Here is a 14,917-nt window from a genome sequence, read left to right as displayed (position 1 = left end):
AGGACGCCAAGCGAAGGAGGCCAGGATGAGCACGACCTACGTTCCCCCCAGGGTCTGGCACTGGGAGCCCAAGGAAGACAACAGGTTCGCCAGCATCAACCGGCCCACGGCGGGCGCGCGCTTCGAGCGGGAGCTGCCGGTCGGCCGCCACCCGCTGCAGCTTTATTCGCAGGGCACGCCCAACGGACAGAAGGTGACCATCCTGCTGGAGGAGCTGCTGCAAAAGGGCATCCAGGGCGCCGAGTACGACGCCTGGCTGATCGACATCGGCGCGGGTGACCAGTTCGGCAGCGGCTTCGTCGCCGTCAACCCCAACTCCAAGATCCCGGCACTGGTCGATCGCAGCGGGGAGCCCGCGATCCCGCTGTTCGAGTCGGGCGCCATCCTGCTGTACCTGGCCGAGAAGTTCGGCGCCTTCGCCCCCACGGCCCCGGCAGCGCGCGCGGCCTGCCTGTCCTGGCTGTTCTGGCAGGTCGGCGCGGCGCCCTACCTGGGTGGCGGCTTCGGGCACTTCTACGCCTACGCCCACGAGAAGCAGCAATACCCCATCGACCGCTTCACCATGGAGGTGAAGCGCCAGCTCGACCTGCTCGACCGGCAACTGGGGCGGCACGAATACGTGGCCGGCGGCGACTACACCATCGCCGACATCGCGATCTGGCCCTGGTACGGCGCGCTGGTGGTGAACGAGGCCTATGGCGCGGCCGAGTTCCTGGACGCTGCCTCGTACAAGAACGTGCTGCGCTGGCAACGGCAGCTAGCGGCACGCCCGGCCGTGCGGCGCGGCCGGCTGGTGAATCGGCGCAGCAGCGGCCTGGCCGAGCGTCATGATTCCAGTGACTTCGACGCCATCCTCAAGGAGGGCGCGGCGTGAGCCTGGTCGAGGCATGCCACCCCGACGAGCGCGCCGCGCGCCTGCAATTGGCCGCCTGCTACCGCGTGTTCGCGCTGCTCGGCTGGACCGAGATGATCTACAACCACATCACCCTGCGCGTGCCCGAAAGCGCCACGGGGGGCGAGAAGCACTTTCTCATCAACCCCTTCGGCCTGCACTACAGCGAGGTGATGGCCAGCAACCTGGTCAAGATCAACCTGGCCGGTGACATCCTGAGCGAATCCCACTACCCGATCAACCCGGCCGGCTACGTGCTGCACGGTTGCATCCACGACGGCGTGCCGGGCGCGCACTGCGTCATGCACACGCACACCACCGCCGGCGTGGCGGTGGCTTCGCTGGCCAGCGGGCTCTCGCAAAGCAATTTCTACAGCGCGCAACTGCACGGCATGGTCGCCTATCACGACTTCGAGGGCATCACCATCCGCGCCGACGAGGGACCGCGCGTGGTGCAGAGCATCGGAGATCGCAAGGCCGTCATCCTGCGCAACCACGGCCTGCTGTCCTGGGCGCCGACGCTGCCGCATGCCTTTGCCGTGCTCTGGACGCTGCAGCGCGCCTGCGAAATCCAGCTTGCCACGCAAAGCATGGGCGCGCCGCTGCCGGTGCCCGAGGACATTGCGGCACGCTGCACGCGCGACTCGTTTCAGTTCAGTCTGGACGGCGGCGCCGGGCAGGACGTGTTCGATGCCCTGGTGCGGCAGGTCGACCGCATCGACAGCAGCTGGCGGCAATAGCCGCCGCGCGGGTTGACGCCGACATCAAGACGGATTCGGATTGGATGCGTTCCAGCGCCGCGCAACCGGCCGTCATGGTCACGCCGACCCTCAAGGACTTCCGCGGGCCCCTGGCCGAGCCGCTGCGCCGCCGCGCCGACGCTGTACGCGGCCGAGCCAGCGGCCACACATATGCACAGACGCCCTGGTGCACAGACGCCCTGGTGGTCGATTGCCGTGTTCTGGCGGGGGCGCCGTTGCAGGAGTCCTGGCAGGATGAGGCGCGGCCCCGCATCGCTGGGCGCCGGCTGTGTGCCCTCCAGTGGCTCGCCAACGCGCTCTGCAGTGTGGCGCTCAGGAGAGCGCGTCAGGGTGCCATCGTTGCCGCGCACGAAGGCTTGGTTCGGTGGCAGGAACTGGCCGTCGAATCGAGCGGGATCGATGCCGCGCGGGCTCATGCCCTGGCGCGGCGCGACCCGCCCAGCGCCTGCGACGCCAGCGGCTCTTGGCTGGCGGCCAGGCTGAAGTGCCCACGGGTCACCTTCAACGAAGCGCTGGCGCAGGTGGCACAGCAACACCTGACTGCGCTGGATCGATGAGCTCATTTGGCGCCGACAGGCTGGCATCAATCAGAATGACCATCAGTATGGAGGTTGTTCGCGTTTTGTAGGCGGGCGTCACAGAGCAGCATGACTCAAGAAATCTGCATTTACGGTGCCGGCGCCATCGGCGGCTGGCTGGGCGCGCGGCTGGCGGCACAGGGGGCGCGAGTCAGTGCGGTGGCACGCGGTGCCACGCTGGCGGCGCTGCGTGCGCGGGGCCTCACACTGCGCGAGACGGGCGAGCGCGGCGCGCAGGCCGAACGCGCGTTCGCCGTGCAGGCCAGCGACCTGCCGGCGGATCTGGGCGTGCAGGACCTGGTGATCGTGGCCGTCAAGGCGCCCGCGATGGCCGAGGTGGCGCGCCACATCACGCCGCTGCTGGGGCCGGACACCACGGTGTTGACGGCGATGAACGGCGTGCCCTGGTGGTTCCTGCAGGGCTTTGGCGGACCGCACGCCGGCGCCCGGCTGGAGTCGGTCGACCCGGGCGGCGCGATCGCCCAGGCCATCGACGCGCGCCGCGTGATCGGCGGCGTGGTGCACGCGAGCTGCTCGGTGGACGAGCCGGGCGTGATCCGGCGCCACTTCGGCAACGGGCTGATCGTGGGCGAGCCGGCCGGCGGCGACACGCCGCGCCTGCAGGCGCTGGCCGCGCTGCTGCGGCAGGCGGGCTTCGACACCACGGTGTCGCCGCAGATCCAGAAGGACGTCTGGTACAAGCTGTGGGGCAACATGACGATCAACCCGATCAGCGCCTTCACCGGCGCCACCGCCGACCGTATCCTCGATGATGAACTGGCGCGCGGCTTCGTCAGCGCCGTGATGCTGGAGGCGCGCGAGATCGGCGCGCGCATCGGCGTGCCGATCGAGCAGACGCCCGAGGACCGCCACCAGGTGACGCGCAAGCTGGGCGCCTTCACGCCCTCGATGCTGCAGGACGTGCGCGCGGGTCGACCAGTCGAGCTGGACGCGCTGGTCGCCTCGGTGCGCGAGCTGGGCCAACTCACGGGCGTCGCCACCCCGTTCACCGACGCGCTGCTGGGGCTGGCGCGCCTGCATGCGCGCGTGCATGGACTGTACCCGGCCTGACGACCGGCGGCGACCGGAGGTGGCCGCATGACCGCGCCGGCGCGCGCGCTGAGCACCCTGGCCTTTGCCACGCTGGTGACGATCGCCCTGATGATGGCCGCCAACCACGTGGCCGCACGCCTGGCGTTCGACAGCGGGGCCGACGTCATGACGGCGGTGGCCGTGCGCAGCGGCGTCACGGGCCTCGCCACCGCGCTGCTGCTGGTCGTGCAGGGCGTGTCGCTGGCGCTGAACGCACGCCAGTGGCGTGCCCTGCTGGCGATCGGCCTGCTGATCGGCGTGCAAAGCCTGTGGCTGTACTCGGCCGTGGCGCGCCTGCCGGTGGCGCTGGCATTGCTGGCCTTCAACACCTACCCGCTGTGCACGGCGCTGTGGGCGCGCGTGCTGGTGGGCCAGCGCCTCGAGCCGCGCCTGCTGCTGGCGATGGGGCTGCTGCTGGCCGGCCTGGCGCTGGCGCTCGACGTGCTGGGCGCGAGCTCGGGCCTGGGCCTGGCGGGACAATGGCGACGCATCGGCGCCGGCGTGGCGTTTGCCCTGGGGGCGGCGCTCACCTTCGGCCTGGCCCTGGTCCTGACCCAGCACGGCGCAGGTGACGTCGACGGGCGCCTGCGCACCTGCGTCAGCATGGGTGTCGCCGCGGTCGTCGCGCTCCTCGTCGTGGCCAGCCGCGGCGGCTTCCACTGGCCCGGCTCCGCCAGCGGCTGGTGGGGCCTGGCGCTGCTGACGCTGCTGTATGGCAGCGGCATCACCATTCTGCTGACCGTGCTGCCGCGCCTGGGCGTGGTCGGCAACACCGCGATCATGAACGTCGAGCCGGTGTTCGCCCTCGCGCTGGCGTGGGTGATCCTGGGCCAGACCATTGCCCCCGTGCAGGTGGCGGGCGCCCTGATCGTGGTCGGCAGCGTGCTCTGGCTCGGCCTGCGGCGCCGCTGAGATGGCCGCGGGCGATTACCATGCGGGCATTTCCCTCGCATTGGCGCCGCACCATGACCGATCCCCACGCACCGGACAGCGCTGGCCACGGCGACGAGGCTCTGGCCTTCGACGACGCCACCATCGCCACGCTGGAGGCGCTCGACACGGCCCTCGACGAGCTGCGCGAACACGATGACTCGATTCCGGAGTGGGAGTTCTGCGAGGGCTTCATGACGGCGCTGCTGTGCACGCGCCGCGAGATCGCGCAGGACGAGTGGCTGCCGGTGCTGCTCGGCGGTGACGGCGAGGAGAACGACGGCGTCGCGCCTTTCGCGAGCGCCGGACAGCGCACCCGCTTCCTGATGCACTGGCTGGCGCGCGAGTCCCAGGTGCGCACGGCGCTGCAGGCGCAGGTCGACGATCTGAGCGACCCGCGCGCGCTCGAACCGGCGGTGCTGGACTGGCGCGGCATGCTGGCCGCGCTGCCGCCCGAGGCCCTGGCCGAAGAGCCCGAGCCCGAGCCCGGCCCGGCGCCGTCGTATGGCCAGCTGTGGGCGATGGGCTTCCTGGCGGTCGTCGACATCTGGGACGGAGACTGGGCGCCGCCGCGCGACAAGGACATCGCGGCTGACATGGAGGACGCGCTGGGGTGCATCGCCGTGCTGACCGAGGACGACCACGCCACTCCCCGGTACAACCTGTTCGACGAGCAGGCGCCGCCGAGCGTCAGCGAGCAGCGCATGCACGACTTCGGCGAGGCCATCTTTGCCGCCTACGACCTGCACGCCATCGCGCGTGCGCTGGGCCCGCGCGTGCTGCCGGTGCTGCATCCGCCCAAGGTCGGCCGCAACGACCCTTGCCCCTGCGGCAGCGGCAAGAAGTACAAGAAGTGCTGCGGCGCCTGACCGGGGTCCTGCATCCTCTTCCACTGGCGGCGGGTCGGGGTGAGGACCTGCGCCGACGCGCATGCCACGCAACTGGAAAATGCACAGCGATCCGCCATTGATCGGTCGGCACTGGAGCCTGGTGTGGTCCTGAACTGGGTCTGGCTCGGCTTCTTCGCCAGCGCCATCGTGGTGGCGCTGGGTCAGACCGTGCTGGGCGACCTGGGCGCGCTGCCGCGCGTCATGACGGCGCTGTTCGATGCTGCCAAGACCGGCTTCGAGGTGGCGCTGGGCCTGACGGGCATGATGGCGCTGTGGCTCGGCTTCATGAAGATGGGCGAGCGCGCCGGCATGATCGACGCCTTCGCGCGTGCCGTGAATCCGGCCCTGCGCCAGCTTTTCCCGGGCGTGCCGGCGGGACATCCGGCGCAGGGCGCGATGACGCTCAACATCAGCGCCAACCTGCTGGGCCTGGACAACGCCGCCACGCCGCTCGGCCTGGCGGCGATGCAGGAACTGCAGACGCTCAACCCCGAGCCGGAAACCGCGACCGACGCACAGATCATGTTCCTGGTGCTGAACACCGCCGGGCTGACGCTGATCCCGACATCGGTGATCGCGATTCGCCAGACGCTCGCCGTCAAGCAGGGCCTCGCCGGCTTCAACGCCGCAGACATCTTCCTGCCGACGCTGCTGGTGACCGCGATCACCCTGGTGTGCGCCGTGCTGGCGGTGGCCTGGGTGCAGCGCATCAGCCTGCTGCGCGCCAGCCTGCTGGTCCCGCTGGCCGGCTTTGCCGCCGTGGTCGGATTGCTTGTCTGGTGGGTTTCGGGCCTGCCGGCCGAGCAGGCGGCGCAGTGGATGGGCGTGATCGGCGCCGGCTCCATCCTGGCCGTGGTGCTGCTGTTCACCGGCGCCGGGGCGCTGCGCCAGGTCAACGTGTACGACGCCTTCATCGACGGCGCGAAGGACGGCTTTCAGGTGGCCGTGCAGATCATTCCCTACCTGGTGGCGATGCTGTGCGCGATCGCGGTATTTCGCGCCGCCGGGCTGATGGACCTGTTGATGGGCAGCATTGCCTGGGCAGCGGCCTCGCTCGGCCTGCCGACCGATTTCCTGCCGGCGCTGCCGGTGGGGCTGATGAAGGTGCTGTCGGGCTCCGGCGCGCGCGGGCTGATGGTCGACGTCATGCAGACGCACGGCGTCGCGTCCTTCCCCGGCCAGCTTGCCGCCATCATCCAGGGTTCGACCGAGACCACCTTCTACGTGCTCGCGGTGTATTTCGGCAGCGTCGGCGTCAAGCACGTGCGCCACGCCCTGGCCTGCGCGCTGCTGGCCGATGCGGTGGGGCTGGTGGTGGCGGTGGGCGTGGGGTATGCGTTCTTCCACTGAAGCGGCACGCGGGAGATCCCCGTGGCGCCAGGCCTGGCTGGCGTGCGCGCTGGTGCTGCCCGCCTGCATGCAGTTGCCGCAAGGCCAGCCGGAGGCCGCGCCGCGCGACCGCGCCGCGCTGGCCCAGGCACTCGCAGCGCTGGCCCTGCACGAGCACGCGCTGATGGGTGGCGCCCGGATCGATGCCGGCGGCGGATTGATCCGCGGCGGGCTCGCCGAGGCCGAGCGCGACCCGGTTCGCGGCTCCGACCAGCCGGCCTGGCGGCGCGTGCAAGGCTACTGGCAGGCCGTGCCCGGCGACTGGCCCGAACGCATGGACGCCGGGTCGCAGGCCGAGCAGCGAGCCCGGATCGTCGACCAGCCGTGGTCGGCGGCGTTCATCAGCTACCTGATGCGAGCCGCAGGCCTGGGCAGCGCGGAGTTCCGGGCCTCGGCCAGCCATCACGACTACGTGCGCGCGGCCTTCGACGCCAGCGCCAGCGAGGCCGGAGGAGCGCCCACGCCCTATGCTTATCGGGCCTGCGACCTGGCCCGCACGGCGCCGCGCGTGGGCGACCTGCTGTGCAGCACGCGCGGCGCCGATGCGCGCCTCGACGACTTCGAGCAGGTGCGCGCGGCGCTGCCCGACGGCCCGCTGCAAATGCACTGCGAGCTCGTCGTGCGCCAGGACGGGGCGCATGTCGAGGCGGTGGGCGGCAACGTGCTGGACTCGGTGACACTGCGCCGCCTGGACCTGGTGGCGGATGGCTCGGGGCGGCTCTGGCCGGCCTACCTGCAGTCCGCGCAGCGCGCCCAGGCCGAGTTCGAGGAGTCAGCGCCTGCCGAAGGTCTGGCGCAGGCCCTGCTGCCCGACACCTACCTGAACCGTCGGCCCTGGAGCGTGCTGCTGCAACTGCGGGAGCGCCCGGCGACGCAGACGCTCGATCCGGCGCAGGCCGGCTGCGGCTGAGTCACCCTGAATCCGGCAGTCGACCGCTGATCATCGTCTTCAAACCCGCATGCATATGGGCCTCGACTGCCCTGATGACGTTCACCTCTTGGATGAGGGCGCCATGTGCCCGCCAGCACCGCCCTCGGCGCACCATGCGGTGTTGCTCGTCGTGGCGCACACCAGTGCGCGGCCTCCTCGCGTCTTGCCTGGCACGCCGAGGGCGGCACTGGCGGACGCATCCAACTGCCGGATTTGGGGTCATTCGAGCATCCAGCCAGCCATGGCGCGACGGGGTGTCTGCGCGGGCGTGCGCCGATGGCCGCGTCGATCCCGTGACATGACTTTCGGCACTGGCATTTCCGCGGCCCGCGGTCTACCCTTGGGTCATCCGCTGTCACGGTTGACCATCCGGGAGGCGCGCCATGGTCTTGCGCGATTCGTCACGATGGGCGTGGGCGCGGCCATTGCGCGGCCGCGGGGGATGGCTGGCGCTCGCCGGCCTGGCCCTGCCCGCCTGGGCCGGGTCGGGCGGCCTCTGCGCGGACGCCGCACGGCAGCCGAGTCCGCCCCTGGCGCAAGAGCTCGCGGCCATCGCGCTGCGCGAACATGCGCTGATGGGAGGCGCCCTGATCGACGCCGGCGGCGGCCTGATCCACCAGGGCCTGGCCGAGGTCGAACGCGAACGTGCAGTGGGCTCCGACCGCTCGACCTGGCGGCGCGTGCTCGGCTACTGGCGGGCCACGCCCGATGCCGGGCCGCTGGGCGTGGCGGGCGGCTCGGCGCTGCAACAGCGCGCAAACATCGTCGACCGGCCCTGGTCGGCCGCCTTCATCAGTCACGTGATGCGCACGGCCGGCCTGGGCCGTGCCGAGTTCCGTGCCTCGGCCAGCCACCACGACTACGTGCGCGCGGCCTTTGCCAGCGCCCGCGACGAGATGCGCGGCGCAGACACGCGCTACGCCTACCGCGCCTGCGACCTGGCCGCGACGGCGCCGCGCGTGGGCGACCTGCTGTGCGCCACGCGCGAGGGCGACGCGCGCTTCGACACCTTCGAGCAGGTGGCGGTGGCGTTGCGCGCGGGACCGCTGCAAATGCACTGCGAGCTCGTGGTGCACCAGGACAGCAGCGGGATCGCGGCGATCGGTGGCAACGTGGTGCAGTCGGTCACGCTGCGCCGCATGGGCCTGGAGGCGGACGGCTCGGGCCGCCTGTGGACGGCCTATCTCGAGTCCGAGCACCGCCGCGAGGCCGTGGTGGCGCGCCTCACCCCTGCCGCGGGCCAGGCGCAGGCGCTGCTGCCCGACACCTACCTGAACCGCCGGCCCTGGAGCGTGCTGCTGCAACTGCGGGAGGGCCAGCCCGCTCTCGCCCACGAAGATCGAACGAATTGCTGCGCGGCCCTGCCGTAGGCGACGCGCATGGGGCGCGACGCCGGGTCGGCCGGTTAGCCCCAGCCGCCAGGGGAGCCGCGAGTCGCGGATCCGATCCCGGCGCATGGGGCGCAGCCGCGCCCGTTTTCATTCATCTTCGGCACGCAGCGACCACTGCATGTCAATGTCGTACGGCACGCCGGCGAAGATGCAGTTCCCGCTGAACGAGCCCTCCAGCACCGAGGCGTCCTGGCCGTAGGAGAGAAAGGCGCCCGCCCCATCGGCAGCCCGGCGATCGGGACAGTAGTTGCTCAACGGGATGTTGGAATGAGGCAAGGGATAAGGGGTGATGTTGTTGCTGAAGCCCAGCGCTTCGAGCCAGAACCTGCCGGCAAAATCCGGGCCCTGGGGCCGTATGGGGCCGAACACTTCCAACAGGGCCCCGATTTCGGCGTCCTGGCTTGATTGCGCGACCGTCCTGGTCCGCTCCGGGTCAAACTCGATCCGCGTCACCACCTCGTGCACCGTGCCGTGGCTCAGGCTGTAGTGCATCCGGTCGTCGGGCATGACGTCGTCGCGCTCGAGGCGGATGTCGCTGGCCGTGATGGTGATGGTGGTTTCGGCTTCGTCGTCCACCACGATGATCGTCCCGGAGATCGACCCGGTGTAGCTGGACGCGTCCTCGATCACCTTGATGTTCGACACCAGCAGCACCTTGCCGCCCAGGCTGGGCGCGTCGATTTCCACCGAGACCGCGTCCCGGGGCTCAGCCTGCCGGCTTCGTCAGGTCGGCCAGCACCTGCAGCAGCGCGCTGGCCGAGACCGGCTTGAACAGCACCGCCAGGCCGCTGGCGCGCACGCGCTGGATCGGCTCCGGTGCCGTTTCCCCGGTGACGATCAGGGTCGGCAGGAGCCGGGCGGAACCGGCGTATTCGGCGCGCAGGGCCAGTGCCAGCGCCAGGCCATCGACGCCTTCGGCCAGGCGCAGGTCGCAGATCAGGGCCTCGAAGGGGACACCGCGCGCCTGCGCCTGCGTGCAGAGTGCGCGTGCCGTGTCGGGGTCGCGGGCGCGCGCCAGGTGGACGCCGGCGTCCTGCATCACGACTTGCATGGCGCTCGCGATGTCGCCTTCGTCGTCGACCAGCAGCACGTGGCGCGGCAGCGGCTGCCGGCCCACCGGCGCCGGGTCGGGATCGGATTCGACCCATCCGGATTGGGGGCCGGGCAGCGCACCGGCCGCCGCCGCCAGCACCACGCGAAAGCAGCTGCCGCGTCCGGGCCGCGAGTGCAGCCGCACTTCGTGCTGCAGCAGGCGCGCCAGCCGTTGCACGATCGCCAGCCCCATGCCCAGGCCGCGCCGGCGATCGCGCCCCGGGTTGTCGAGCTGGTAGAACTCGCGGAAGATGGCGTCGTGGTCGTCCGCCTCGATGCCGATGCCGGTGTCGCACACGTCGATCCAGACCGCGGTGCCGCGGGCCCGCGCGACCACCAGCACGCCGCCCCGGGGCGTGTACTTGAGGGCGTTGTCCAGCAGGTTGGCCAAGAGGCGCTGCAGCAGCTGCGGGTCGGTCTGCACCCAGAGCGGCGTGGCGCGCAGGCGCAGCTGCAGGCCGCGCTCCTCGGCGAGCGGCACGAAGGTCTGGCTGAGCGCGCGCAGGACCGGGTTCAGCGGCGCGGCGATCTGGGTCGCGACCACCGCGCCGGCGTCCAGGCGCGACACGTCGAGCAGCGTGGTGAAGGAAATGCTCAGCGCGTCCACGGCGCGCATCAGCCGGGCCGCGTTGGCGCGCTGCGGGTGGTCGGCCAGGGCTTTTTCCAGCACCGCGCCAAACAGGGTGATCGCATGCATCGGCTGGCGCAGGTCGTGGCTGGCGGCGGCCAGGAAGCGCGTCTTCTCCTGGTCGGCCTGACGCGCGATCCACACCTGCTGCGCGAGTTGCTCGGCCAGCGCCTCCTTCTCGAAGCGCATGCGCAGCGCCTCGGTCATGAGCCGTGGCTGCTGGCGTCCGAAGTGCAGCACCAGGCCCAGGTTGACCACGACACAGGCCGCCATGAACAGGAACACGGGCTCGCGCTGCCAGAGCAGCGCTGCCACCAGCGCGGCGTTCATCGGCAGCACCCAGGCCAGCACCACCGACCAGACCTGGGTGGCGTAGATGGCAGCGCTGCTGGCGACCGTGATGACGATCACGGCCACGCCATGCTGCAGCGGGTCGCCCGCAGCCGGCAGCAGCCAGGTGCCCGCGCCCCAGGCCGCACCGTCGAAGGTCGAGAAGGCGGTGTAGCGCTGCGCCCAGCGCCTGCCGCGTCGGGCGCGCCCGGCGTCAGCCAGGTAGCGCCGTGACATTTGCTGGCCCGTCAGGTGCACGGCGATGCGCAGCGCCAGCCAGGCCAGCACCAGCGGGGACGGTGCCTGCCAGTAGTAGAAGGACGCCATGAAGGCGCTGAACAGGCTCTCCACCCAACGCGCGTCGCGGTCGGTGTGCGCCTGTACTTCGACCTGGGCGGCCAGCAGGCGTTCGGCGATCGCAGGGGGCTGCTGATCCATTCAGCGCAGCCGGCTGATGAGCTGGGCGCGCGAGCGCACGCCGAACAGGAGCAGCAGGGCCGAGACGTGGTTTTTCACCGTGCCTTCGGCCAGGTGCAGGCGCACGGCGATCTCCTGGTTGGAATGGCCGGTCAGCACCAGGTCGAGCAGTTGCGCCTGGCGCGACGTCAGCTGCAGCCGCTCGCCGGCATTGGTGTGCACCACGCGCCCGCTCCCGGTCGCCTCGGCGCTGCCGAGCGCCGCGGTGCCGCCGATCCTGTGGCGGGCCAGCGCCTGGACGTATTCGACCACCTCGGCCATCTGCCCGGATTTGCTCAGGTAGGCCACGGCCCCGGCGGCGATGGCGTCGCGCACCAGGCCCGGGTCATTGTCGCCCGACAGCGCGACCACCCGCGCATCGGGAAAGCGCGCCAGGAATTCGCGCAGGCCCGACAGGCCGTGCGCATCGGGCAGGTGCAGGTCGAGCAGCACCAGGGCGATCGACGCCTCGCGTGCGCCATACAGGCGCAGCGCCTGGGCCAGCGAGCTGGCTTCCAGCACCGCGGGCGCACCCGCGCCCGCCTGCGCGGCGAGCAGCGTGCTCAGCCCCAGACGCACCAGTTCATGGTCGTCGACGATCAGGACCGCGTCGCGCGCATCGGCATCGGAGGTCGGCATGGCCGCATGGTAGGGGCACCGGGCCGCGTCGTGAAGTGCGCAAAGTCATGGTGGCGCCTGGCGCAGGGCCAGCGCCCGGGCGTACAGCGCGTTGCGCGCCTCGCCGGTGATTTCGGCGGCCAGCCGCACCGCGCTCTTGAGCGGCAGCTCGGACAGCAGCAGCCGCAGCAGCCGCTCGGCGTCGTCGGCGTCGTCCGCCTCGGCCGCAGGGTGCAGGACCAGCACGAACTCGCCGCGCTGGCGCTGCGCATCGGCGGCCAGCCACGCCGGCAACCCGGAGCAGGTCAGGGTCGCGATCTGCTCGTGCTGTTTGGTCAGTTCGCGCGCCACGGTGAGCGGGCGCGCGCCGAGCGCCGCCAGCGCCAGCGCCAACTCGGCGATGCGGTGTGGCGCTTCCAGCAGCACCACGGCGCGCGCTTCGGCCGCCAGCGCCGCCACCGCCGCCTGACGCTCTCCGGCGCGCGCTGGCAGGAAGCCGCGAAACACGAACTGGCCGTCGCCCGCCAGCCCGGCCACGCTCACCGCCGCGACCACGCTGCTGGCGCCGGGCAGTGGCACCACGCGCAGGCCGGCGGCCGCGCAGGCGGCCACCAGGCGCGCGCCCGGGTCGCTCACCGCCGGCGTGCCGGCATCGCTCGCGTAGGCGATGCGCTCGCCGCGCTGCAGGCGCGCGAGCACGGCCGCGCTTGCTTCGCGCTCGTTGTGCTGGTGCAGCGCCAGCAAGGGCTTGCCGTCGATGCCGTAGGCGCGCAGCAGTTGCCCGGTGTGGCGCGTGTCCTCGCAGGCGACGGCGTCGGCCAGCGCCAGCACATGCAGCGCGCGCAGCGTGATGTCGGCCAGGTTGCCGATCGGCGTGGCCACGACGTACAGGGCCCCGGCCGGATAATGCTGCGCGCCGGCCGCTTGCCGCGCGGCTGCCAGCGCAGCGCGAAAGTCGGCCTGGCCCATGGAGGTGGACTCGGACATGTGGGGAATGGCGGGATCGTGGGCTGGATGAACTGGAAGCAGGCGCTCGGCGCCAGCACCCGGGTGCGCGGCGCGGCGGCCGAGGACCTGGCGCTGGCGCACCTGCTGCGCGCCGGCCTGCGCCTGGTCGAGCGCAATTATCGAACGCCCGGCCGCGGCGGCGGCGAGATCGACCTGATCCTGCGCGAGGCCGACGGCACCCTGGTGTTCGTCGAAGTGCGCGCCCGCGCCAGTGCGACCCGGGGCGGCGCCGCGGCCAGCGTCGCAGCGGTCAAGCAGCGGCGCATCGTGCTGGCGGCGCGCCACTACCTGCTGCGGCTGCCGGCCCCGCCACCCTGCCGCTTCGACGTCGTCGCGATCGAAGGCGCGCGCGTGCAGTGGTTGCGCGCGGCCTTTGATGCGAATTGAAACCGCTTGCCCCGTGTTGCATTTCCCGCGCGCTGCTATGATTGCTATCAATGCAAGAGCAGCGGATTCACCAGCATTTCATCGACAGCGCCGACCTCGCCTATCAGTGGGCCGAGGTGCTGGCGCACCCGATCGCTGCCGCCACCCAGGCGCTGCTGGCCTGCGTGACCGGTGGTGGCAAGGTGCTGGTGTGTGGCGACGGGGCGTCGGTGGCGCTGGCGCAGTACGGCACGGCGCTGCTGGTGGCCGGGTTCCAGCGACCGCGGCCCGAGCTGCCGGCGCTGGCCCTGGGCTGTGACGCCACCACCTGGGGGGCCCTGGCGCGCCAGGGCGACGGCAGCGACGCGCTGGCCGCGCAGGTGCGCGCCCTGGGCGGCCCGGGCGACGTGCTGCTGGTGTTGACGGCCGGCGGCGTGGCACCGGGCCTGCGGCGTGCGATCGAGGCCGCGCACGAACGCGACATGGGCGTGGTGGCACTGACCGGCGGTGCCAACGGGCTGGAGCGCCTGCTGCGCGACACCGATGTGCCGGTGTGCGTGCCCGGTGACAGCGCGGCTCACGCGCGCGAGGCGCACCTGCTGACGCTGCACGGCCTGTGCAACGAACTGGATCGACAACTGCTGGGCGACGAGGAGAGCATCGCATGACATCCGTGTTGAATCGATGGACTGCCATCCTGGGGCTGGCGGTGGCCGCCGCCAGCCTGGGCGGGTGCGCAGCGGCGGTGGTGGGTGGCGCCGCCGTGGCCGGCGGCGTGGTGGCGACCGACCGGCGCAGCCCGAACACCCAGGTGGCGGACCAGACCATCGAGCTGCGTGCCTCGAGCCGGGTCAACGACGCCCTGGGCGAACGGCGTGGCCACATCAACATCACCAGCTACTACCGCAAGGTGCTGCTGACCGGCGAGGTGGCGACCACCGAGGATCGCCAGCGCGCCTACGCCGCCGTAGCGGGCACGCCGGACGTGGTGGGGGTGATCGACGAACTGGCCGTGCTGCCCGAATCCAGCCTGTCCCAGCGCGCCAACGACACCTACCTCACGGGACGCGTCAAGGCCGGGCTGCTGGATGCCAACGGCGTGCCGGCCAACAGCATCAAGGTGCTGACCGAGCGCGGCACCACCTACCTCATGGGGCGGTTGACTCCGCGCGAAGCCGACCTCGCCACCGAAGTCGCGCGCACCACCCCGGGCGTGCAGCGCGTGGTGCGCGTGATCGACTTCATCAGCGAGCAGGCGGCCCTGCATCCGAGCGACCCGACCGGCTCCACCCCCGCTCCGGCGCCGGTGTCATCGGTGCCGTCGGGCGGTGCCGGTGCTGCCGCGACCCCGGCCGCCGAGGGCGCGGTCACGCACCCGGTGACACCGCAGCCGGTCGAGGTGCAGCAGCCACCGATCCAGGTGCAGCCCTTGCCGCCGGCCAGCCGTTAGCCTGGTGCGCCCGCGGCGCAGGCGCGCCGCCCCCGAGCGGTGTCGCTCGGGGCACCCGGCGCGCCTTTTGCCGCCCACGCTCCTAGTCTTACTGTGTCATAGACGCAATCTTGCG

Annotated in this window: 16 protein-coding genes; 12 read left to right on the top strand and 4 right to left on the bottom strand. The window is 71.6% G+C overall.

Annotation, left to right across the window (positions count from 1 at the left end; translation table 11 throughout):
- Positions 1-25: 25 nt before the first annotated feature.
- The 9 genes from yghU to PKA16_RS06185 all read left to right on the top strand — a co-directional run bounded on the left by yghU (position 26) and on the right by PKA16_RS06185 (position 8,833).
- On the top strand, positions 26-874 hold the full coding sequence (yghU, locus tag PKA16_RS06225; RefSeq protein ID WP_324401474.1) for a glutathione-dependent disulfide-bond oxidoreductase: 849 nt from the start codon (positions 26-28) through the stop codon (positions 872-874).
- Entirely contained in the window at positions 871-1,632 is a 762-nt protein-coding gene (locus PKA16_RS06220; protein WP_324401472.1) for a class II aldolase/adducin family protein, read from the top strand. The genes yghU and PKA16_RS06220 overlap by 4 nt, the downstream gene beginning before the upstream one ends.
- Before the next feature lie 74 nt (positions 1,633-1,706).
- Positions 1,707-2,210, top strand: coding sequence for a hypothetical protein (locus PKA16_RS06215; RefSeq protein ID WP_324401469.1), 504 nt, complete (start codon positions 1,707-1,709; stop codon positions 2,208-2,210).
- 90 nt (positions 2,211-2,300) lie between these two features.
- Positions 2,301-3,302 (top strand): 2-dehydropantoate 2-reductase, encoded by a 1,002-nt coding sequence (locus PKA16_RS06210; protein ID WP_324401467.1) that lies wholly within the window; start codon positions 2,301-2,303, stop codon positions 3,300-3,302.
- A gap of 27 nt (positions 3,303-3,329) precedes the next feature.
- Positions 3,330-4,235: a DMT family transporter gene (locus PKA16_RS06205; RefSeq protein WP_324401465.1), complete on the top strand. Its 906-nt coding sequence runs from the start codon at positions 3,330-3,332 to the stop codon at positions 4,233-4,235.
- A gap of 53 nt (positions 4,236-4,288) precedes the next feature.
- Positions 4,289-5,122 (top strand): UPF0149 family protein, encoded by an 834-nt coding sequence (locus tag PKA16_RS06200; RefSeq protein WP_324401464.1) that lies wholly within the window; start codon positions 4,289-4,291, stop codon positions 5,120-5,122.
- A gap of 123 nt (positions 5,123-5,245) precedes the next feature.
- Positions 5,246-6,493 carry a nucleoside recognition domain-containing protein gene (locus tag PKA16_RS06195; protein ID WP_324401462.1) on the top strand — a complete coding sequence of 416 codons (1,248 nt, stop codon included), beginning with the start codon at positions 5,246-5,248 and terminating at the stop codon, positions 6,491-6,493.
- The gene (locus PKA16_RS06190) at positions 6,477-7,442 is read left to right on the top strand and encodes a DUF2272 domain-containing protein (protein ID WP_324401461.1); all 966 of its coding nucleotides are present in this window, start codon (positions 6,477-6,479) and stop codon (positions 7,440-7,442) included. Before PKA16_RS06195 ends, PKA16_RS06190 begins: the two co-directional genes overlap by 17 nt.
- A gap of 596 nt (positions 7,443-8,038) precedes the next feature.
- Entirely contained in the window at positions 8,039-8,833 is a 795-nt protein-coding gene (locus PKA16_RS06185) for a DUF2272 domain-containing protein (RefSeq protein ID WP_324401459.1), read from the top strand.
- A 108-nt stretch (positions 8,834-8,941) separates the two neighbouring features.
- Here PKA16_RS06185 and PKA16_RS06180 read toward each other — a convergent pair whose 3' ends face one another.
- The 4 genes from PKA16_RS06180 to rsmI are packed head-to-tail and all read right to left on the bottom strand — an operon-like array spanning position 8,942 to position 12,965.
- Positions 8,942-9,541 carry a hypothetical protein gene (locus PKA16_RS06180; RefSeq protein ID WP_324401457.1) on the bottom strand — a complete coding sequence of 200 codons (600 nt, stop codon included), beginning with the start codon at positions 9,539-9,541 and terminating at the stop codon, positions 8,942-8,944.
- A 19-nt stretch (positions 9,542-9,560) separates the two neighbouring features.
- A complete protein-coding gene (locus PKA16_RS06175) occupies positions 9,561-11,342 on the bottom strand; it encodes an ATP-binding protein (RefSeq protein ID WP_324401455.1) in 1,782 nt (593 codons plus the stop codon).
- Complete coding sequence (locus tag PKA16_RS06170) at positions 11,343-11,999, bottom strand: response regulator transcription factor (RefSeq protein WP_324401453.1); 657 nt, start codon at positions 11,997-11,999, stop codon at positions 11,343-11,345.
- Between the two features lie 45 nt (positions 12,000-12,044).
- The gene (gene rsmI / locus PKA16_RS06165) at positions 12,045-12,965 is read right to left on the bottom strand and encodes a 16S rRNA (cytidine(1402)-2'-O)-methyltransferase (protein WP_324401451.1); all 921 of its coding nucleotides are present in this window, start codon (positions 12,963-12,965) and stop codon (positions 12,045-12,047) included.
- A gap of 27 nt (positions 12,966-12,992) precedes the next feature.
- On the opposite strand from rsmI, the gene PKA16_RS06160 reads away from it, so the two are divergent.
- From PKA16_RS06160 to PKA16_RS06150, 3 genes are read left to right on the top strand one after another with little or no spacing between them, the layout of a single operon-like run.
- Complete coding sequence (locus tag PKA16_RS06160; protein WP_324401449.1) at positions 12,993-13,373, top strand: YraN family protein; 381 nt, start codon at positions 12,993-12,995, stop codon at positions 13,371-13,373.
- A 50-nt stretch (positions 13,374-13,423) separates the two neighbouring features.
- Positions 13,424-14,020 carry an SIS domain-containing protein gene (locus tag PKA16_RS06155; protein WP_324401447.1) on the top strand — a complete coding sequence of 199 codons (597 nt, stop codon included), beginning with the start codon at positions 13,424-13,426 and terminating at the stop codon, positions 14,018-14,020.
- A complete protein-coding gene (locus PKA16_RS06150; protein WP_324401444.1) occupies positions 14,017-14,802 on the top strand; it encodes a BON domain-containing protein in 786 nt (261 codons plus the stop codon). Before PKA16_RS06155 ends, PKA16_RS06150 begins: the two co-directional genes overlap by 4 nt.
- Positions 14,803-14,917: the final 115 nt, after the last annotated feature.

The sequence above is a fragment of the Ottowia sp. genome (genome assembly GCF_035325765.1).
Classification (GTDB): Bacteria; Pseudomonadota; Gammaproteobacteria; order Burkholderiales; family Burkholderiaceae_C; genus Ottowia.
The sequence above is the reverse complement of the archived record's forward strand: the minus strand, read 5'-3'. Positions and strand labels throughout refer to the sequence as shown.